The sequence below is a fragment of the Bariatricus sp. SGI.019 genome (genome assembly GCF_050315235.1).
GTDB lineage: Bacteria > Bacillota > Clostridia > Lachnospirales > Lachnospiraceae > JAFBIX01.
In genome coordinates, this window is record NZ_JBNPOQ010000007.1 from 1 (window position 1) to 24098 (window position 24098).

Genomic DNA, 24098 nt, shown 5'->3' on the forward strand with positions numbered 1-24098 from the left:
CGCCTTGGTAAGGCGGAGGTCGGCGGTTCGATTCCGCTAGGCAGCTTAAATAATTACAACAAAGAAAATACCTCAGAAATGGCTTAAAACCGCTGTTTCCGGGGTATTTTCTTTTTCTGTTTTTGCCTTTTATAGTCTTTTTAATTGTCTGATAATTCCCTATTTATCACTCTAAGGTTGAAGTGGGTTGTGGAAATAGTTGTGGAAAAATTTTTATGGCTATGCTATCATTAATCCAAGAGGTGATACGTATGGCAAAAAGAATGAATGGAGAAGGAACTTGGGGTAAAAAAACAATAAATGGACACACTTATTATGTTTTTAAAAAAACATATCCTGAGAAAAGAAAAGAGTTTACTGGAAAAACTAAAAAAGAGGTAGATGAAAAAGTAAGAGCATACGAAGAAAAAAGAAAAACTCTAGTAGAATCATCTCCAATAACATTGGGGGAATATATTTTAGAATATACTACAACTACAGGTTCAAAAAATCTTGGTAAGACAGCTAAAAATAATTATGAAGATATTGTCCGCACAAGAGTATTACCAAAAAAATTTGGCATTAGTGATTTACAACTTTCACAAGTAACAAAATCGCATATGAAAAATTATGTGGATAAATTAATTGAAAGTAAATATGCCAGATCAACCATCGTAAAAACCATGCGCATTGTAAGAAAAGCAATTGAAGACGCAATAAAAAATAAAGAGATTTCGCCAGATGTATTAGAAGAATTTATTGCACCATCTGAGAACGCTGTATTAACTGAAAAAAGAAAGATTCCATTCTTATGCAAAGAAGATATGGCTGCGGTATTTGAAGAGGCTAAAACCCCAAAATACGCGCAAAATGGATACGCTTTAATTCTTATTATGTACACAGGTATTCGAGCAGGTGAATTACAAGAACTTAGATGGAGTGATGTTGACTATAAAAATAATACATTATCTATTAAGAGAACGGCAATAAAAGTAAAAAATGATGACGGGAAAAATATTATTGTTCCTAAAAATTCTCCAAAAAGTAAAGCAGGTATTCGAGTAATACCTTTATGTAAACAATCTATATTTGCACTAAAAGCATTTGAAACATTTAATCCTAAACATAAGCCAGATGATTTTGTCTGTTTAAATAATTCTGGAAAACAAATAGACCAATCAAACTTGCGAAGAACGTTACTTTGTGTCTTAAAAAATTCTAGTTGTTCTGTAAAACATTGTGGACTTCATGCATTAAGACACTCTTTCGGGAGTAGATTATTAGAAGAGGGTGTTGATATAAAAGTTGTATCGTTATTATTGGGACATGAAAAAATTAGTACAACTTATGACATATATATTCATATTCTTAATAAGCGTATAACATCTTCAATTAAAGTATTTGATGAAGATGATATGTAATTATTTAAAGGAGGAGTTATCATGGCAAGACCACAAAAACCATTAGAAGAACAATTAAGTGTAGCAGAAGTAGAGTTGCAGAAAGCGAAAGAAAAAGTTTCGTCATGGGAAGAACGAATCGTAGAAATTAAAAAACAAATCGAAGACCGTAACATGAGACAAGCTTACACATTATTAAAACAAAATGGTGTGACGGTAGAGGAGTTGGAAGAACTCATTAAAAAGAAACAGCAGAAAAGTAAGGCGTAAAAAAATAGGGACAAGACCAAAAATCTTGTCCCTATATCGTTACAATAATAAAATTATAAACCTAACAATGCTTTCCATGTATTTTGACCAACGATACCATCTTGAGATAAAGCGTATGTTCCCTGGAAAGCAATAACAGCAGCTCTGGTTCCTGCACCAAATTTACCATCAGCCCCAGCGGAACCACAAGAGTATCCCAATGCAATTAATCTTTCTTGAAGTAATCTTGTAATGTTTCCACTAGCACCCTGTTTTAAAGTAGGACATCCAGCAAGAGTAATCTTTCCAGGAATACCATCTACATTTTGCTTGGAAAATCCTTGTGCGTTACATTCAGCCTGTAATCTTGCGACCCAATTATTTCCAGATGTAGATACATTAAAAGAAGTTTTCTTAGAAGCATATAACGCTCTAAGTTTAGCGTCACTCTTTGATCCATACAAACCGTCTACAACAAGACCTGAATCACGTTGGAATGCTTTCACAGCAGATTCAGTTTTACTTCCAAATATTCCGTCTACACTTCCACAGTTATACCCACAAGAATTAAGCATAGTTTGAAGTTCACGAACATCAGCACCTTTATCACCTTTTCCAAGACAGTCTTCTTTTGCATAAGATGTATTGCCCGTGCTTGTACTAATTGAAACGCTGCTTGCTACCACATTAGCAATCTCTTCAAATGGGAAATTTGACCCAGGACATGAAGTAGGATAAACTTCACTGTGTTTTTGAACTTTACTAATTCCATATTTATTTTTCAAATATGATACCAATTCTTTACCAGCTTGTTTCTGAGCAGCAGGCATTGTTTCTTTCATATAATTACCCTCAAAGCAGATACCGATTGAATCTGAATTACTTCCTGATGCATGTGCACCAATAGTATTTTCAGGTCTTCCTCTTTGAATCGTACCATCTTTACGAACTAAGAAATGATATCCAATACCTGCCCATCCTCTAGCTTTGTGCCACTGATGAATAGTAGCAGCATCACATACAGACGCATCAGCATGATGAAGAATAGCTCTAAGTGTTTTACTCCGTACACTTAAACTACCAAATGCTAAATTTGTTTCTTGAATTATCATAAAAACACATCCTTTCTTAAAAATAAGCAATTTGAATCTCTCATGGCTAAAGCCACGAGATTCTTGGGAACTCCTTTCTACTGAAAAGATATTTACCAAGCTATCCCGATAGTTCCTACCGTTATTTTTTATTCGCTATGCTACTTCTAATATCCTCAATCCTTCATTAAGAATATTGACAGCAGCATTTATGTCTCTATCATGATGTGCATGACAACAAGGACATTTCCATTCTCTTACTGAAAGATTTTTTGTATCCTTATTTACATACCCACATACATTACAAGTTTGAGAACTTGCATAGAATTTATCTACTTTCACAACTTGTTTACCATACCAATTAGCTTTGTATTCAAGTTGCCTTACAAATTCAGACCATGACACATCTGTTATAGACCTTGCAAGTTTATGATTCTTAACCATATTCTTTACTTGTAAATCTTCAATGCATACCACATCATTGCTCTTGATAATTTCAGTCGATAACTTTTGCAAGAAATCTTTTCTCTGATTTGCAATATGTTCCTGAAGTCTTGCAACTTTTATCCTTGCTTTATTACGATTAGAACTACCTTTTGATTTTCGAGATAATTCTCTTTGTAATTTGGCAAGTTTATCTAAAGACTTCTTTAAATATTTTGGATTTTGAATCATTTCGCCATCAGATGTAATACAAAATTCTTTAATTCCTAAATCAATACCAACTACATTACCAGTTTTATCAAATGGTTCAATTTCTACATCTGTGCAACAAAGTGATACAAAATATTTTCCGCTTGGTTCTTGTGACACAGTAGCATTAAGAATCCTCCCTTGTGGTATTAACTTGTTTTTCGTTTTTACCATTCCAAGTTTTGGTAACTTAATATACTTATCACAATACTGGATATTACCATTTACACACTTTGATTTATATGAAAACCTATGTGTTTTCTTTGATTTAAACTTAGGATATCCTGCGTGTTCCTTAAAGAACTTTTGATAAGCTAAATCTAAAATGGACTGACGAACTCACTGGGAATAATCAATATTGTAAATACAGATACGTTAAATTTGGTAAAACTGCGGTTATTATTGGGAATCTTGCTGCGAATAACAACAACAATATAAGCATAACATTTCCGTTTGCGTTTAAATTCACACCATCTGCATCAGTTACGTTAGAATCTAGTGCATCGTCAAATGTTAATCCATTAATAACGGAGATATCTACTACATCATTTAAAGCGGATAGCACTCCCGGAAGCACATCGAAAACGGCTGCAAGATTTATAATAATTGGAGAAATCGAATAACCTATAGTTTAATATACCAGCGAATATGAAATCACATTATTATACAAACTTCCGTATGAACCTGTTTTAATTTTCCATCCCTTTTTAGCGAAATATTCACCTGTTATTTGTGCATTTGCAGGTGTTTGGGCAGGATTGATTTGCACATAATGTACAATTTCATCATTTTCATTTGCAATATATACTCTGCAATAACCGCTTGTTGATGTAAAACTTGCAACGAAGTATACATAGCAGTCCTGCTCGAATGTATATTCCTTACCCACGGCAATTGACGTGGCATCTACACGTCTTTTGATGCTACCATATGCGAGGTTCATCGTTTTCCTATTTAATTCGGCAATACAATTGGTCAAATCATTATTTGTCTGAGACAAACCGTCATTTGTCTTATTAATCTCATCAAGAATTAATTTTCTCGTACCATCTGAATCAGTAGCCATAATATCACTAGCCACTTGAAATTTCGCAGAACTATCAATATCAGGTAACATACCAATAGACATTTGACCGTTAGTCCCTTGGAATGTTAAAGGAATGCCTTGTTCGATTGCTTTTGTATCTATAATAGTACTAAGTTTATCAGTAATTTGGAATTCAAATGTGTAAGAATTATTCGAGTTATCATTAAGATTAACGAATGGATTTTGAGACATCGTAACTTTAATATCTGAATCTCCATAATCACTACTTGACCATCCTGTAATAGTGGTATAACCACCAGATAAAGTTGTCCCTACTTCAGCATAACGATACTTAACATTAAATGTAGTATTTTTATTTGTAGACCCAACTTTTAACTTAGAATAGTAAGCGGTAATTTTAATAACTGTTTCTTGCTCATAATCGTTCAACCTACTTAATTCTATCGTTGCTGTTGGTTGATGATATGGTAATACATAAAAAGTCTTTTGAATTGTAGAACTTGTATTACCTCTTGAGTCTACAGCATAGATATTAATTGTATACGTCCCTGACGTTGCAATCGATCCAAACGCAAAATCAACTTGAGAAGTAGAAGAATATATCGCCTCTTTAGAAACAACATCTTTACCATCTGAATTTTTAACTAGAGCAACATATTTAGTTATTGTAGCTTGATTTTTTGCAGTTGCTTTATTCGATGTAGAAATATGTGCTTGCATATCTCCATATTTTTCTGGCATATAAGATGTATTGCCAAGAACACTTTGAGTAACAGTATCGGCATCTCCGTATGAATATGTAGAAAATATTGGATCACTATCAACGACATACATTGTTCCTAATTTTGGACTTTCAGAATTATCATAAACAGTACTATTAATTGTTGTTCCACATATTATCCGAATGTTTGCTTTATTTCGTGTCGGTACTTTTGAATATAATAATATTGCATTATTAGATAACGTCCATGTGTAAGATGTTTCGTCATTTAATGGCAACACTTCATCTGTTCTTATAACTTCTTCCCATGTACCATCAGTTTTTTCAATTTGAAGCGCAAGGAAACTTTTATTTTTATCAGAGTTAGTGAAATTGATTACTAAATCGCTACCTATATTAAAATCAATAGAGTCATTTGAAATTGAAGCAATAGGAATTGTTGTAAAAGATTTTGTATTAGATTCTGTCCAAAGCTGAGAATCTGTTCTTTTAACTCTGATTTTAATAGAATAAGTAGTGCCTGGTTTTAAATTTGATAAAGATAAAGAACCACTTGTAGATTTTGGTTGAGCAAATCTTGTCCATGAGCCACCGTTTAAAGAATATTGAGCTTCATCTACATTTACATCAGTAGACCATGAAAATAGTGCAGACGTTTGTGTGATATCGCTATCTAAAACATTAAATGTTTTAATCGTAGCATATCTAGGAATTTTATCTAATGTAACAGTTGTACTTGTATCAAAACTTCCCAAACTAAAGTTAGCATTACCAGTTGCTCTAATATAACAACTTTTCGAACCATCGTTATTATGAGGTACTGTATATGAACGAGCATTAGTTAATACCCAACTGTTCTGAATTGTTACGTTTAACCCATTTTCCCAATAAACATTACTATCACATTGTACGCCAGTGTTAATCGTTCCATATGATGTATATCCTGTATTTGTTCTTCTGAAATATACGCATACACTTACAGTTGAGCTATTTGCACTAGACCCATTACTGGAAGAAGACCATTCAACTAAACCTTGAATATATTGATTTGATGTACCAAATGTCCATGAACCACTAGCCATTTAACCATCTCCTTTCTTCATTAATAAAAAAGAGATGGTTAAACAACCATCTCTTAACTAGACCCTCCAGATTTAACATAAGCAACTCCATTTAAAGTTCTTCCATCTGAATACGTATATGAATTTGTTGTCATTTTAATAAAATCGGCTCCCGTATCCCAACCCTTTTCACATAATAATCGTCTGGTTTTCGTTGTATCTTTATCTATCCAAAAAATCTTTTCGTTATTATACCAACCACTAAATTCATCTATTGTAATTCTTGTTTGTTGTTTTGTGGTTGGATTTGTTACTGTTATACCATTAATATCTATACTAATGTTTGTAGTTATCTCTGGCATATCATACATATCTAATTGAGCAAATAACGCTTGCCACCCTTTTGCATCTTGCCTAATTTCTGAAATATCACGCGTATTTCCTTCTACGGTAGCAATACGGCTTGTAATTTCATTCATCGTTTGAGTAAGTGTAGATATACTTGTACCATTATCAGATTTATATTGTTCATATTCACTTCTTAATTTTACAATAAGATTATCCAAGTTGTTAATACTGCTTATTAAACCAGTAGCTCCATTTTCGCTTTCTGAACCTACGATTGATTCAATCTTATCAGCTTGTTCTTTAATGGAAGAGAAATTACCTTCGATATTTTCTACACGGCTTTCAATTTGATTGGATGAAATATTTAATGATGTGATATTCTCAGCAATAGCGGCGTTGTTTAGATAATATACTTTTCCATAACTTGTTTCCGCATATCCACCAGCTATATCGCTATCATAAATCGTTACCCAACTTATACCATCAGTTGAAATTTGCATTTTATGGTTATATACTCGGTTATCTTCGTAATAGTGCCATACACGAATATAATCTATATTGTAATATATATCACCCAAATCTATCTCTAAACAGCTATTTTCTGTGGAACTTATATATCTCTCTAATGCTTCATCTAATAACATTTCATCTGTATAATATTCTGGATTTGATACTGTAAGAGTAGTGAGAGATGAATTTTTATAAGTAGGAATAATACCAGAAGCGATATTTGTACCCTGTGTGATTACATCACACTCAACCCATTTATTATCTATAGATGATGCGCCTTTTATTCCATTTAACCAATCACGAATATAACGGACGGCAGTAACCGGTATATTTTCTTTTTGAGCAACGCTTAATTCAATATTATCCGCACGTTGATTAATAGTGGATTCTACAGTATCAATTTTATTGTCTATATCCTCTGGAGCTGGTGTCCAGTCTGTTGCTTTGTTGCCTATTTCCAACTTAACAGATTTTAGTATCAAATTTAATCTTTCCCATGTTATATTGTTTTGAATATATATTCTGAAAGGATAAGTCATATTAAATGTTTGTGTTCCTGCATAAGCCTTTGATGATTTTAAATTATTTATATCACCTGTGTTTGTTTCGCTATCATACTTAATAAATATGAATGGACTATTATGATCAACATATTCTGATATATCATTATATTTAGTAAATGTATAAGTACCGGCAGGAAATGTGATATTTGTACGCTTATAATTTTCGTTTGTTGAACTTCCCCACCAATGTCCATTTTCCCAAATTTTTATAGGTAGCAAATTCCTTCCACCAACCTGAATCTCATTCACCGCATCAGTATATCCTTTAGTAACAGTTGATTTAACACCTTCTAAACTTGCTTTTAATGAAGTGTAACTACCTCTTGCATCTTTAATTTCAGCAGATATTTCTTCTTGTCCAACTGTTAGTTCAGATGTAACATTGAATAATTCATTTAAACTCTGGTCTAATACGGCACTTGAATAACTTTCAGTATTATCTTCATAAATGGTGTGTTCACGTTTCCAAATATACGTAGAATTTGTTTTTATTGGGGGTATAGTAACCCAATTTCCACCTGTGACTTCTGTACTTGATGTAGATAAATAGTATTCAGGCGTAATGGATTTTACACTAATTCCTTGTTCTCCTTGTTTTCCGATTTTACTTACACTGTATGCAATTGAAGTAGTATCATCTGAATATGTGTAAACAGTTCTAGTCCATAAAAAACTTCCTTCAGGCACATTGGGAATAGAACTTTCCCATGTTCCAGTTGGTTCAGATGTGCCTGATGAACTTGCTTGATAAGTAATATCCGTACTTTTTATACCTTTACCATCATCACCATCACAAGATACGCTATATGATGTAGTACTTGTACCATCAGAATATGTCACAATTGTTCTAGTCCATAAATATTTTAAATCCTCTAGTGCAGTAGATAACGTTCCATCAGAAGATAATTGCATATCAGTATTATTAACAGTTAAGACACCATCATCATCTAAAGTTGCACCGTCTGAATATGTTAACACGCCGTTATCATCTAATGTTGCAGTTGTAGCAGATTCAGAAGAGCCAGTTGTTCGTTCAGGAATAGTTTCTGTCCATTCTCCAGTTGGAGGATTTGTACCTGATGATGAACGTTGATAAGTAATAGATCTTGATGAAATAGTAAGACTTTCTCCTTTATCTCCCTTACTACCTACTATACCCTGTTTACTTTTGGAAATCGAAAATGTTTTAGTATCAGTTAAAGTCTGCTCAGACCCATCAATGGTTACTTTATAAGTACCAGTAATAGTAACCATACCATTATCAACAGTCATATTGGAAACAGTATATACCTTTGAAGTAGCATTCCAACTTCCAGTTACACCAGTAGATGGAGTACAAGTAATTGTAGAATAAGCAGTAACATCTTCTATACCATAAAATACCTTAACACTTGTTTTACAATTAGAATATGACCCGTTATTTCCATCTGTATCAGTTGCTACATTCATACTTTCTACAGAGAGATTTACAGCTAATACTTTTGATTCAAGTGCAAGTTTTTCTGCGTTACCTGCTTTAATAGAAACTTCTTCGCTAGTCTGTTGCAATTGAGTAATATTACCTTCAGCATCTTTTACTTGTGTTGCAAGACCAGCGAGTGTCCCTTGATATGTTGATGTGTTTCCTTCACTATCGGTTACAGTCCCAAGAATTGATTCTGCTTTCTGCTCAATTGCAGACTGCACTTGTTCTGTTGTAGAATAATCATTTAAAGAATCTTTTGTAGCATAAGTCTGTTCTACAGTAGTTTTAAAAGAATCCGCATCTTGTTTATTCTCTGTAACAGTTTTTTGCAATTCTGTGACCGTAGATCCATCTGCTTTTGTTGTTAGTGTAGTTTGTACATCTGAAACTGTATTTTGAATTCCTGTTATATCTGCTTCAGTTTGTGTAACTCTATCTCTTAATTCCTTTGTTGTAGTGTTGTCATAATTATTAATGGAATTAGTGATATCTGTCTGCCACACTTTACCTGTAATGGATTTAGTATTTGCATCTACTTTTTGCTCAACACCAGACATTGTTTCTGTGATTGTATCAATTTGAGACTGCATTGACTCCCAAGTAGTATCACATATAATATTTTTATATTCTGTAGAAGAAGGATTTGAATAAATGATTTTTGAACGTGTCCATACATAATGACCACTTGACCAATCTGGTTGAGTTTCTAACCATGAACCACCAATCTGCTCTGTCTTGCTTGTACTTAAATAATACTCTGTTACAATATCTTCAATACTTCGTCCTGTTGCTCCTGCGCTTCCAGTTCCACCAGTAATACATACAGGGTCAGTTTCAGAAGAAGTACCATTACTTAATGTTGTAATCTGTTTACTCCAAATGTATTTTCCATCTTCCCATGTAGGTCTATCCGTTGACCAGGAACCACCAATTAATTCCGTAGCACTTGTAGACTGATAGTATTGAACAGATACAGATGAAACTGATATTCCATTGGAACCTTGTTCCCCTTGTAAAGCTAATGAATATGAAAAATATTTCGTGAATGTCTTTCCATCAACTGTTATTGTGATTTCTAACGTTCCACTTTTTGTCGTCATTTCAGACGTAACAGTAGGAGAGAAGTATGGATTATTGGCACCATTATTACTTATAGGAGCTGTCATACCAATAGGTAAACCAGATATCGTACCAATTGTAACTGGTATCTGGGTCGTACCCTTATATGCAATTACTTCACATTTTGTACTTGTGGGAAGTGCAGATGTAGTATTCCCTGCAAAAATATGAGATTCGTTACTTAATATAATTGTATATGCATCGTTACCTGATTCGCCTTTTTCTCCAATCTTACCATCTTGTACTTTTACAATTGTAACTACATCTGATAATTCCCCAGAAGTAATAGTAATTTTAATTTGTGTGTTAGTTGAAAATAAGGAAGGTGATAATGTACGTTGATTAGTATTACCAGAAACTGTTCCAAGCGTAACCGATGGAAGAGTAGACCAAATAATTCCATCATCGTAATTTTGTTGACTTGCAGTAAGAATAATGTCAGATGAGTCTTTTAAATTACTATTTGAGTCAAAAGCGACAATATAAGAAGAAGAGTATAAATCTAAACTTTTTGCATTGTCACCACTTTCTCCCTGTATCCCTTGTTTAGAAACACTAAATGAAATTACTTTTTCAAATTGTATTCCATCAACTGTAATTGGTATAGAAATTTCTCCAGAATCGGAAGTTATAGCAGCAGAAGTAGAAGCAGACAATGTAATAACATGATTTGATATAGAAGTCGTAATTCCTTCAACATCTGTAATAGTACCAATCGTAAAATCATTTCTAATTTCTGCACCTTTTAAAACGATTATTTCACACGTTTTAGATTGATTGCTTAAAGGCAAATTATTTATATTTGTAGCAAATGATATATTTTCATTTGTTAATACAATAGTATAAGCATCTGAGCCTGCATCACCATCTTTTCCTTTAATCTTTGTCCAATTATAATCTGATGGATTCATAGATTCAGTTGAAGATTCATTATTATATGAAATTCCAACATATGCAGCATCTGTTGGATCATCTGTCATATTAGAACCATCTGCATTTTGAGAATATTTAAACCATGTATATAATGTTTTTCCATCGTCACCTTTTACACCAGGTTCGCCCTTTTCTCCATCTTTTAAAAATAAAAATTCAAGAGTATTACTTTCTAAGACCAATTATCATCACTTCCTTTCTTTTAGAATTTTGCACTAAAAAAGAGCCTTGACTTAAAAATCAAAGCTCTTTGAAATAAATTAATATAAGCTCGCTACATATCCCATCACACTACCTCCGTCCATCCGTATACTCCTGGTTCCCAAACGTTGTTATCCACCAAGGATTCCCATGTTTTTCCATTGTGAGTTACCTTATCTCCTACCATGTATGGATTCGTAGAATCCGGCTGTTCCCACTCTAGAATCACAGATGCATCCGGGATTAATACCTTTGTGAAGAGAGAAGGTGATACATCCGGTGTCCAGTTATCTTGTGATGTATGGGCGGTCAGGCACTTGTATAGGACGCCGCCGTGCTGTACCTTATATCCTGCGGCGTAAGCTTGTCCTGCCGACCACTCTGGGTAAAAATCCACCATCCGCAAGGCTGTGTTGTCATCTACGGTTATAGTGTTAATCTGCTTGGCGATTAACATGCGGGTGACTTCATCCGCAGTCATGGGACGGGTGCGGTCTGCCATTTCGTAGCCCGCCACTTCGTCCGCTGTCATGTCGATATATTGACCATTAACATACTTTCTCATTATTTCCTATACACCCCCACGAACGTTCCAACTGGAAGCATAGCGCTGTTGGACGTAATAACTTTTACGCTGCTAATCGGATATTTGTTGGTCTTTTCCGAAATATGCGACACTGCTTCGCCCAAATTTTTCCTTGTGTAAATAAAAGTTATGCCGCTGAAATACTCCGTTCTGAGCTCGACCAAGTTTCTACGGTTCTCGTTAAATATTGTTGTGCTAAGCGCAATTCCGAATACGTTAAATGTATTCCATTGGTTGATAAAGCTCACCTGTCCAGTTATCGACGCACCATACGGTACATAGATAGCTACAAGAATGTTCTCAAGGGAAAAAGTTTCTCCGCTACTGTTGGTAGATATTTCTACTGTTGCCACTTCTTCCGACGTTGTAACAGAATTTACCAGCTCCCAGCTGTCGACTCCACCTCCGCCGCTCGGAATCTCTACGCTCAGTGGCGCACTTCCGTCATATTCTGCCGTTACCGCACCAGTAAAGGTAAGCTTCTGCGGATTCGGAAGTTTTTCCGGAATATCTGTAGCCTTCGCATATCCGCTGTCATTTTCCAGTTCAGACAGTTTTGTCGGTACCGCAATCGCATCAATCAGTGCTTTTAAAGCCACGCCCTGAGCGGCAGATAATGGCTTATTTGATGCGTTTGTAGTCAGATTGTCAATGATGTCTGATACATTAATCTTACTGGTCGTAATGGCATCAATTAATGATTTGTTGGATTTGATATATGCAACCACTTCGGACATCTGGTCAAGTGTGGTATCGTCACTGTCTGCTAATGCGTTCAGCCTTTCCGTCAATCCCTGCACTAACAGGCGGATGTCATTATGTGCTGTATCTGATACGTTATGTTCTGACACCTTGCTTTCTGCTGTACCAGCGGCGTCAGCTCCGACTTCCGATGCTGTCTTCGGAATTTCGTCTTTTGTTGCGTATCCAGATAAATCCTGATGCTCTGTCAAAAACCCACTATCGTTCTGCAAATCAGAGGTTTTACTTGGAATACTCGGAAGATTTCCTAATGCATTATAATCTACTTGCTTTGCACCTTCTGATGTATTGAATTTACTAATATATTCTGCCATTATTGTTTACCTCCTCCATCTAATCCAATATGTAGAACTCGATGAATCGGGTAATACAAATATTGAAATTTTACGTGGGGGGGGGTAAACGTATGTTTGCTATGTAACATATATACGCCCTCCTTTTATATTTTTACTTCACATTTTACTTGTTGCCTTAATATTGAACTTGGAATAGTAGTAGTCAATGTTTTCCCTGTTCCTAATACATTCCAAGTGCCTGAATTCAAATTTGAATATAGCCATGTATATGAAATTGGCTCAATCAATGTAGCTCCTTTGTATACATTACAAGTGCAAGTTGTCTCAATACTAACTACATTTGCATTAAATATTGTACCAATATTACTTGAAGCTATTACTGAATAAGCATCTGAGCCATCTACAAGTCGATAAATACTCATCACATCATATTTTGACGAATCAGTGCATTCTACTTTTACAACGATTGATTTCTTGTCTGACATATAAGATGATGGGATAGTAATAGAAGATTTATCAGAACTTACATAATCCGTGTTCTCAACACCATCTATATACCATTTAGATATAATTGCTCCATTTGTACATGTGGCATTGAGCGTAATAGAAGATGGACTAATTGCACCATCCGAATCGATGAAAACTTGCTCGCCAACCAACTCTACAGACTGAACCATGTTACTTAATTCATTTAATTTATTTGTTGTTGATTCTTTAAATGTATTGTAAACAACTTCAAAACTTTCTCCATCTGCTTTAATCTGACCAATATTAATTGTTCCATCTTCGTTTGCCTCAACAATAGAGAATCCAAGTTTATCCTTAGAGATTTCTCCATTGCCAATCATATCATTTTTAATAAGACCATCAGAAATAGCGGATTCATGGATACCAGAAGAGTCAATTAATACACCTTCGCCAGTTTCATCATACAAACAGAATGTAAACTCATTATTAGTATCTCGACCAATCTGAATACGAACAATATTATTTGCATCTTTAAACTGCATTGTATTTCCAGCAATTTCAATACCACCATCATCTGATATAATATGGAATGTATCTGTTGAAATATTGCTTGCTTTAAGCATAGACACTGTAATTTGTGCAGCAATAAGGTCTTTGATAACGGCTTCTGAAATAGAAACATTATCTGCTGTGAGAGAAATTATATGTCCTAGTTCTGCCGATACGCTACCAGATAACAATGTATCAATAGCCGCAACCAAAGCAGATAAATCTTTAAACTCACCACTATCAGATACAATTTTTCCAGTAGATATTAATTCCGCTTGTAAATAATTAAAGAAGCCATCGCCTGTGTCAAGGTCAATTATCTTTTTTAATTTAGTTTCTAATTCAGATAACGACATTGTTGCACCAGAGCCACCGCCACCATTAATAGATACACTAGAATTGATTTTATTGCTTAGTGCACTAGAATTAAGCAACTTATTTAAAATTGCTCTCATTGTGGTATCGTCTATGTTTGATGAAGAACCATTTGAACTTCCAGATATCTGGTTTTTACTTATACTACTAGACGAACTCAACAAATCTTCCATATCTGTACGTTTCGACTTAGACCTTACCATATTAGAAAATTCAATATCTAAATCATTATCAAACACCATTGGATTAAACGAAATAGAAATAATTCTGAGTTTAACTTGGTAATTGTCACGTACATCTAATCGAATGTAGTTTCCAATATTTAATTCTTTTGAAAAATCACTATATTGGGTAATGGCTAAGAAATTGTCTAGTGAAGTAGAATACTTAAACTGCGGCTGAGAAGTAGAAGACAAATCATTAATTGCAGCGTCATATAGTTTTTGCTGTTCATCAATAGCTGTAACTTGTGTATCGGATGACACTAAAAACATATTATCATTCACATAATCAGTATCGTAATATAGTTTATTTAATAATTCTAAATCTTTATCTGAAAAACTTTTATATTCAGATTCATTAATAGAAGAGTAGTGTTTCCAAGTTTCTTTCTGAACAGAAGATGCAATTTCTTGTCTCTGAGAACTATATTGATCACGTAATGTTTCAGCATCAGTAACTTCTTGTTTTCGTTGCTCATATGCTTCAGCACAACTTCCTGAATGAGTAGGGTCAAGTTGATTACACAATTCTAAATATTCTTGATAACGAGCTTCGTGATAATCTTGAGCGTTGTTAGATTCTTCTGTCCACGGTACATTATATCCAGATTTAGTTAACGCACTTCGTTGTCCTTCATACAACTGCATTTTTGCATACAGTTCATCTAATCCATAATGCGTCCAATCTGTATCTTCTACAGCGTCTTTTTTATCTTCATCGGACGTAATATCTTTATTCCAAATCGCAGATTCAATGTTTGGAATGATTACATTAATAATCTGATCATAATCAGATGCTAAATCAGATGCTTGCAATGCATTATAATCAACATTACCATCAGCGTCTGTAAACATCTTCTCAATTGCAAGTTTCTGTGCTTCATAATCCTGTTTCTTTTGCTGTAATTCTTCCAAAGAAAAAGAATCCCAATCGGTTGAACATGCATCCAACGGGATTCTATCTTTTAACTCTGAAATTATTTCGAGTTGTTCATTATATTTTCTGGATAAATCTATGTAATCATATCTAACATTTTCTACGTCAGACAACCATAATTTATATTTTTCAATTAGTTCTTCTGGCAGATATTTTGTATTTAAGAAATATTCAATATTTTCAATCTGGTCTAATCCGAAGTTGACATATCGTATATTTAAATCATCTCCACCACGTACATTAAATCTAGTATAAATACTTGACTCGTCTACAGAAATGCTATTTGTATTTTGAAGATTTCTAAATCCAATATGAATATTGGTATCTTTGCCGACATTTTCAACTCGATAAGCATTAATTTGTTTTTTGTCTATATCAAATAAAATCAAACATTCGAAGTATTTTTCTACATCTTGGGTAAAGAATCTATGTACACTTGTTGAGTCTATGTCGAAATATGGTATCTCATCTGCTAATAAAACCTCTGTTTCAACGATGTTTCCATCTATATATTCAGTATATTTTTTAGCAATAGTATCTACATATCCAACAGTCCAATCGATCATTCCAGATTCTTTGATTAGGATATCTAAAAGACTTAATTTCGGATTATTTGGATTATAAAATTTAATCTGTTCTTTTGCAAACTCAATGCCAGTATATTCATCTTTTTCAACATTATCAGAATCAAGCATTTCATAAGAATCAGTCGTACCACAGTTTATTTTGAACCCTACTAAGTCTCGCTGTGCAAATTCTATATCGCATGATTCGGCTTTTACTTCTTTCGTTTCTGATATTCCATCATGGTTAATATCAGGCTGAGTCATAATAAACCAACCAATATTTTCAACATAAATACGAGTTAAGTTGCCAAGCCATTCATATCCATTTGACTCATACTGTTTACCATAGTATGTAACATATTTATCTACTGTAAACGAGAGATTGAATGTGTTATTTAATCTTAACTTAAGTTCTACAGAATCAGGTTGAATACCATTAAGACAGCATACAAGTTTATTATCTAATGTTCCAAGATAAATACGAAATGGTTCTACACGATTATACTTATCATATCTTAATCGCATTATACAGCACCAACTTTCAATAACTCTCTATATTCAATTTCTACAGTACAGTCATTTCCATAAAAGAGAAGATTATTATATCCACTCAAAAATCTGAGCCAGTAAATATAATCTTCTTCATTAAGACCAATATTTTTAAAATGAACCATTCTGCCTATAGAATCTTGAATTGTAAGTAATTCACAATTTATAGTTACATTTAAATCAGAATAAAGTTTGAGAGTAATAAATCCACCTTCAATAATTTTATATCTGCCATTAGAATCATGATATGCAAAGCAAAAATGTTCTGTACCATCTCTTTCGATGAGCTTAATTCTCATTGCTGTATCATTTGCCCATACTTTTGTATAACCATCTTCGTCATAATAATACTCAACTGTATATCTATTATTCTGTGCAAACGTATTTATTGCAGATAGAAAAGCTTCTAGTTGAGTAGTAGAATCAGTAACACTAGCAATATTCCCATCATCTAAAATAGTGCAATCAGATAAATTACACATATAGAAATCTGTATTCGATTCTGGTTTGATATGTATTACTGGATATAAATAATCATCCAATAAATCACTATTATTTAAAACTGTACTTTCAACATTCCCATTAAGTTGAATTTTTGTATTAATCGTGTCTGAATACGCAAAAGGAGAATCATTTGTGAATGTAAGCACAAATCCATATACATCTCCACCAACTACAAAACTTTCGATATTTGTAAATATTCCACAATAATTTAGTAATTCATCATTTTCACTTGTTGTGGTGAGCAATTGTGGGATAGTAGTAGAAGACAACCAACGAGTAACCTGTCTTATTTCGTCTCTACTAAAAGCCATTTCAGACTGGGAACATCCTGTATTACAAATATTTTTTACAATGTTTATTTCAAATTCCAATGGATTATCGTAAGATGTGTATATATGATTAGATTTTACACGATAACGATTGGTTTCGCCTTTTTGAATACTCCTTTGTAGTCCTAAAGGAATTTCACTTTCTGACTCAAAATCAACACACATCAGTCCCATAGATGATAGACTTCTGTCCATGTATTCAAAATCTTTATATATAATCGCCATTATTCTTCATCCTCCTTTCAAATTATTCACAAAAAGACAGTATCCCAATGACGAGATACTGTCTTACGAGCTATCTTTTTAGTTCGCTTCTAATATAAATACCTAATCTATCAGATATTTCAGGAATCATTTTTCGGATAGTTTTTTCAAGTCCAGGTATTGCGTCTTTCGTAACATTACCTTCGATTGTAAACAATGAGTCCATATTATCTCCAATGTATATATTCTGATTCATCTCATTCCGATTCACAATATTAGGTAATCTTCCAAGCATATTCTCAGTATTCAAATTCATCATAGGGAAAAGGTTCCCCTTTGACATTTCCCAAAGATTTTGAACTTGCTCATTATTGAATACCATATCCTTATCATTTAATGGTGTAAGCATTGCTCCATCAGAAGCTCTAAAGATAACTTCTTCTTTATTATCTTCCTGAGTCCATGCCCATTGATTACCATTAATTCTTCTTGATCCATTACGATAACCTCTTAACTGGTCTAATCTCAGCCAGCCACGGTCACTGCTTCCAAGTCTGTTTCCTTTACTGATATGGATTGGATATGGCGCACCTGGATTAATCTTTGTAATATATACAGAACCACCAAGTTCCCAATTTCCCCAACGTCCACCGCCATATGAGTCTTCATGGTAAATACCACTTACGAACGTAACTTTATCGCCAACATCAGGAACGCCATTTCCTTGCGGACTGCTTGGTTGAACTGGAGGTGTTGGTTTTGGTGGGTCTGGTTTCTTTGTAACAGTTACCTTACATGTTTGCATAAGTCCACTACCATCAGTTGTAGAGACTGTAATAGTAGTGTTACCTGGTTTAACACCAGTTATCTTACCTTCTGATGAAACTGACGCAATAGACGAATCAGCTGAAGTCCAAGACAATGTTTTGTTCTTGGCATCATTTGGTCTGATTGAAGCAGTCAGAGAAGTCTGATTTCCTTCCTGTATCGTCACAGAAGATGAGTTGATTTTCAGCTCTGCACAAAGACGATTATCTACATTTGGCTCTTTCTTAATCTCTGTTTCAATTGCACCGTGATCCCCATTCGATATATTGTCTGAATTGATATTAGATGCCGAATCGCTTGGTTTAATCGTAGATTGTGATTGTGTTGCTCCGCTGGCAATAAAAGATGAACCTGTACTAGAACTTATATTGCTTACCGTATTGTCAAATGAGCCTGTGCCTATAAATCCTGTCTGTGAAATGATTGAACTTATTTTACTGTAAGCATCAGAGTAACTAGACACCATCTGACTAAGCATAGACTGAACAACTTGAAGTTGTTTCTCTGATGAGTGACTAATTGAATACTCAATATCTTTAAGACTCTTATCCAAATTATCGCTCATAATATCATAGCCGTCTTGCATAAGGTCATAGGTATGGTCTTTCTTCAGATTATCAAGTTCTTTCTGTGCATCGTCCCTTTGAGCCATAAGACGCTTGAGTTCTGCTTTTGCCTGCAAGTTATTTACATTTTGCAAGGCATTTATTTGTGCGTCCAATTCATTAACAGATTTTGTCTTATCTTTTAACGAATCTGCATAGTCCCAATAATCTTTCTGACTTTGCAACCTCTCCTTATGAAGTCTTATATTTTCTTTAAGTGCATCATTGGATTTCTCCATCTGCTCTTTATATAAGTCAATAAGCTCTTTTTTATAATCATCAGTAGCACTGATATTACTACGAATGACATCTAACAAGTCATGTTGTTTATCCGTGTACTCAGTCTCAGAAATAAGCCCATTCTGATACATCTCATCAAGTTTCTTCAATGCTTCTGTGGCATTTGCAGTTGCTTGTTTACATTTAGACATTGCATCAGCAGTTAATGAAATCTTCGCATATGCTTCGTCAGTGAAAGCACCCGTCTTGTCAAAGTAAGCATCGCTGTTTAACAGTTTCGCAAAATCATCTAGTTCACCGATATAATATTCAAGATTGCTTTGTTCTTTTTCGTAATTAAAGAACTCAGTTTCAAATATCTTATTTTTCAAATCTTCAATATCTTCAAGTGAGCCGTAAATTTCGCCATCTATTTTTGAGATTTCTTCTGCGATTTCTTGATATCTAGTAGATGTTACATCATATAGATTCTGTTCCTGTATTTTAGCTTCACGTAATGCATAATTAGCATTGATGCTCTTAGATAATTCGTCGACTTGCTTTTGATATTCATCACGTACAATCTGTTCATCTCTAGCTTCTGCAAGAGATTGTGCATTTTTAAGTTGGTCTGTTCTACGGTCTGAACCATCTATAATTTGCTGCAATCTAGTATAGTCAATATCACGAATTTTATCTTCAAGTTCAATCAGGGCAGTAGCAGACTCATCTACTTGTTTTGTGAACTCTTGGATTTTTTGTTGACCTTCATACCAGGCTTCTGAACCTTCGTGAATATATCCATTCCTGACAAGTTCGTTGAACTCATTTTGATAGTCTGAAAGCTGGGTAAGAGCTTTATTATAGGAATCATACTGTTTATCATAAGATGATTTGAGATAATCCTGTACTTCTTTCCCAATAGCAGTATTACCAATAGCATCATTGAACTCAATTCTTGCATCGTTAACATCCTGATAAGCCTCATTCAGATTGATAATTGAGTCATAGTAGTCTTCAATGTATTCGAGTCTGTCAAGAGCTAATTCTTTCTCATCTTTCTGTAAGCCACGAATAGTGTCTTGACATTTTTTGGCTTCCTCATACCACTTTTGATAATTTTCAATTTTCTTCTTTAAATTCTCATCAGTGATATTTTCAATATTCAGACTACCATTGCGGATTTGGGAAGCATAACCTTCAGCTAACCCAACTGCATTAGCCTGTGCAAGATATTTTTGATATGCTTGCTGATTTACAGAAATTTCATTCTGAATCTGAGATAGTGCAGAAGAATTCTTAGACATCTTATCTGAAAGGCTTACTGCGTCATCGATTGCATCTGTAAGTTTTTCTGTAAGTTCTTTTGTACGGTCTAAAAGAAATTCTACGAAGTCAAATAAATCTTCGGTTGCCTGTGTAGCTGCTTGAGCTGCTTGGGATGCGGTGTTAGTGGATGATTTTGCTTTGGTAGACTTTGTAGTTGTTGAGCCATAAGATTTACCATAACTACTTCCATAGTTTCCACCAAGAGATAACATACCGCTTGCATAAGCTGGAGCAAGTAATGAACCAGATGCATATGCACGAGCTGTACCAGTTGTTTTACCTGATTTGAGTAAATCAGACGTTTGTTTTGCATTTAGGATAATATCTCCTTTTTTGAGATTTTCCATATGCATTCCAGGTGGTAAAAGACTCCACACACCATTTCTAATTCGACTTTCAGTTCCTAGTTCATTTACCAAAGCATACTCATCATTAGGCAATGAAACTTTCCCATCTGCATAAGCAGGAGCTAATAAGTCTTGCGTTGCCAATTGACGTGCAGTTCCATAAGCATGAGCAGGAGATAGAAGAGTACCATTATAAAAATTAGATTTAAGCTGGTTAACTATATTTTTACCAGTACTTACAGTTCCTCCAATAGTGGCTGCGCCTGTAGCAACATATTTTACCGTTCTTGTTATAGGAGGAAATGATGTTGGTAGTCCAGATGTATTGGCAGTATAGTTAGTTCTTCTTTCGCCACCATATGTTTTTGATGTTTCAGCATCAACATCTTTAGTATCAGGATTAAATTTAGTCTTTCTTTCGCCACCATCAGTTTTGGATGCTTCGGCTTCTACTGCACTTGCATCTGGTATAAAAACTATTTCTCCGTCTTGTTCTTTTATCTCACCTGGAACTTCTACACCATCAATATTTGCTTCATAGTTAATAGTACCATTTTCATCTTTAACGGCTTTAATCTGTGTATCTACCCCATCTACATCAGCTGTAAATATTAATGTCTGACCATCTTTTAAGGTATCAATTTGAGCTTGAACTTGTTCAGTGTTGGCATCAACTCTCATAACAATGGTTTTACCATCATTACTTAATATACCAAGTAATTTATTTTTTGCTTTAGAATCATCGGCATCAATATCAAATGTCATGTCTTCTGGTTTCATACCAAAAAGACTTGCAATCTGCTCTTCTGTAAGCTGAGTAGAATCCATAATATCTTGAAGGGTTGCAGTAGCTTGGTCTGATTTTAAATAATCTTCCCAATTTAGATTTCCACCTTCTAATCTGAATTGTTGGAAGGCATTCTGCAAATCACCAATTGCAGACATTTCTTTAGTAATTTCAGTTTTGGCATTACCAGAGGCCTTTTTTCTTTCTTTACGTAAACTATCTAACTTATCATATGAAACAGCATATCCAGAATCAGATTCTTTTGTATATCCAGTTTGAGATTCCAATTTAGAACGCTCTTGTTTCTGACCAGCGACAACTTTTGCCCAATCGGCGTTACTATCGCTTGATTCGGCAGCATCTCTGGCTTCTTGGATTTTTTGCTGAAGTTCTGCCAAATCATATTCAAATTTGATTTTTACAACTTGATCTTCTGAAAGAGTAGAAATATCTTGTTCATATTTTGCATATTCCTCATCCCAACCTTCGATTAATTTACCAAGTCTATCTTTATCTGAACCTTCATCCATCTGGTCATAAATAGCCCTGATACCATCAAGAGATGATTTATAATTTTCAAGTTCTTCGGCATTAAATGTAATACCATCGAATTCAGCACCATAAGATTCAAGGTTATGCATTGCAACCTCTGCTGCTTCGACACTAATTCCCCATGCTTTTGCAGCATCAGCAGAAGATTTGAAACTGTCTGACCACTTGATGATTCCACTTGAATCCATTGAGCCAAGACCAGATTTTAATAATTTATCTTGTGCATTAATAGCACTCTGTAAAGGATTATCAATATCAAAATATTTTTCAAAATTACCCCTATACTGATCCCAAAGGTTTTTATAATCGGTTGCTTTAAGATTTACGTTGTTTGTCTTAACTTGTGCACTTTCAGGAGCAATGAACTGAGCCATTGACTGAAAATCGTCAGTTCCCCATTTTTTGTTTTTGTCAAGCTCTTTCGCTTTATCAAATAAATCAGATACAGTATTCCAATTCTTATCTTGATTTTCAGATTCACTTGCATCAGTAATACTTTGCAAAGAGCCATCGAATTCTTTTACAGAACTATTTGCTTCATCTGCTGAACTTGCTAAATCTTTAAAGTATTTATTCAAAGCTGATAGTCCATCTTTGCCAGATAATCCCAAATCTCCTAATGTCAGACCCATATCGGCAAGAGTATCTGTTGTGATTTCGCCTGATTTTGCGACTTCGATTAACTCATCTTTTAAGAAGTTTGTTCCGGCAGAACCATCAAAAAATGATTCGATAGCTGCTAATTGCTGCTCGTCAGGAAATAAGTCGATGTTGTTAATGGAATTGAGAGCATCTTTTATTGCATTGAATTGTTCTTCATATCCAGATAATGCGGTTGTGCCTTCCCCATCGGCAGAAAAACTTTTGAGAAGAGTAGTTAAATCTGCTTGCTTACTATCTAAATCAGAAGTTAGAGTTTGGATAGCTTCGTTATATGAATTAATATCTTCTTCTGCTTGTTTCCATTTTTTAGAGCCTACGTCAAATCCAGCTTGTTTCTTTTCAAGTTCGGCTATTTTGTTTTCGTAATCTTTAATTGCCTTTATATCTTCTTTTACAGCATCAACAACACCTACATTGTCAACCATTCCTTGATAAGTTCTTTTGCCACCAGGTACATTTTGTGCAACCTGTTGAGCTACAGATTGTTCACCACGTCCCATCGTGTCCATAGCGTTAGATGCAGCTTCCTTTTGCTGATATTCCAAAAGTTTTTCTTTTAATGCAATTTGACGCTCAATACTAGCATTTTCTTGTTCAATCTGAGAAACTTGTGCTCTATCTTCTAATGATAAATCAGAAGATTTTAATTTGTCTATAAGTTCAGTAATAGATTCTGTACCAGTAATCTCGATATTATAAGTATCTGCCATAGATGTCAAAGAATCTTTTGCAGTATCAACTTGAGATTTTAAATCTTCAACTTCTGTTTTTGTAGAAGAAAAATTACTAAATGATTCTTCTGTATTTTTAATAGCCGAAGCATAAGATAAATTATATTTATCGGAAAAGTATTGGATTGCTTTATATAATGTATATGTAGCAGTAGTAGCAATAGTTGCTTTTCCCACAAACGAATCAAGAATAGAATTTAATCCTTGAATACCTTTGAATTTAACAGCAGATAATACACTGCCACCATTTTCATTTATTTGTTTTAGCCAAGTATAAGTATCTTTGAGTGACAAAAACATAATTAAATCG

At 34.2% G+C, this 24098-nt stretch carries 11 protein-coding genes; 2 read left to right on the plus strand and 9 right to left on the minus strand.

Annotated features, from left to right (window positions below; all coding sequences use genetic code 11):
• Positions 1-251 precede the first annotated feature (251 nt).
• Positions 252-1400, plus strand: a complete 1149-nt coding sequence (locus ACQRD1_RS05490) for a tyrosine-type recombinase/integrase (RefSeq protein WP_427787000.1) — start codon at positions 252-254, stop codon at positions 1398-1400.
• A 21-nt stretch (positions 1401-1421) separates the two neighbouring features.
• Positions 1422-1649: a hypothetical protein gene (locus tag ACQRD1_RS05495; protein WP_427787001.1), complete on the plus strand. Its 228-nt coding sequence runs from the start codon at positions 1422-1424 to the stop codon at positions 1647-1649.
• Between the two features lie 53 nt (positions 1650-1702).
• Here the strand turns inward: ACQRD1_RS05495 and ACQRD1_RS05500 are convergent, their stop codons facing one another.
• The 9 genes from ACQRD1_RS05500 to ACQRD1_RS05540 all read right to left on the minus strand — a co-directional run bounded on the left by ACQRD1_RS05500 (position 1703) and on the right by ACQRD1_RS05540 (position 24088).
• A complete protein-coding gene (locus tag ACQRD1_RS05500) occupies positions 1703-2740 on the minus strand; it encodes a peptidoglycan recognition protein family protein (RefSeq protein ID WP_427787002.1) in 1038 nt (345 codons plus the stop codon).
• A 135-nt stretch (positions 2741-2875) separates the two neighbouring features.
• Positions 2876-3739, minus strand: coding sequence for an IS200/IS605 family element RNA-guided endonuclease TnpB (tnpB, locus tag ACQRD1_RS05505; protein ID WP_427787183.1), 864 nt, complete (start codon positions 3737-3739; stop codon positions 2876-2878).
• Positions 3740-4043: 304 nt separating this feature from the next.
• On the minus strand, positions 4044-6263 hold the full coding sequence (locus ACQRD1_RS05510; RefSeq protein WP_427787003.1) for a DUF859 family phage minor structural protein: 2220 nt from the start codon (positions 6261-6263) through the stop codon (positions 4044-4046).
• Positions 6264-6316: 53 nt separating this feature from the next.
• Positions 6317-11362, minus strand: a complete 5046-nt coding sequence (locus ACQRD1_RS05515; protein WP_427787004.1) for a hypothetical protein — start codon at positions 11360-11362, stop codon at positions 6317-6319.
• 104 nt (positions 11363-11466) lie between these two features.
• A complete protein-coding gene (locus ACQRD1_RS05520) occupies positions 11467-11946 on the minus strand; it encodes a carbohydrate-binding protein (RefSeq protein WP_427787005.1) in 480 nt (159 codons plus the stop codon).
• Positions 11946-13043 carry a hypothetical protein gene (locus tag ACQRD1_RS05525; protein WP_427787006.1) on the minus strand — a complete coding sequence of 366 codons (1098 nt, stop codon included), beginning with the start codon at positions 13041-13043 and terminating at the stop codon, positions 11946-11948. The genes ACQRD1_RS05520 and ACQRD1_RS05525 overlap by 1 nt, the downstream gene beginning before the upstream one ends.
• A gap of 125 nt (positions 13044-13168) precedes the next feature.
• Positions 13169-16666 carry a hypothetical protein gene (locus tag ACQRD1_RS05530; RefSeq protein WP_427787007.1) on the minus strand — a complete coding sequence of 1166 codons (3498 nt, stop codon included), beginning with the start codon at positions 16664-16666 and terminating at the stop codon, positions 13169-13171.
• Complete coding sequence (locus tag ACQRD1_RS05535) at positions 16666-17748, minus strand: phage tail domain-containing protein (protein WP_427787008.1); 1083 nt, start codon at positions 17746-17748, stop codon at positions 16666-16668. The genes ACQRD1_RS05530 and ACQRD1_RS05535 overlap by 1 nt, the downstream gene beginning before the upstream one ends.
• Before the next feature lie 70 nt (positions 17749-17818).
• Positions 17819-24088, minus strand: coding sequence for an Ig-like domain-containing protein (locus tag ACQRD1_RS05540; RefSeq protein ID WP_427787009.1), 6270 nt, complete (start codon positions 24086-24088; stop codon positions 17819-17821).
• Positions 24089-24098 lie beyond the last annotated feature (10 nt).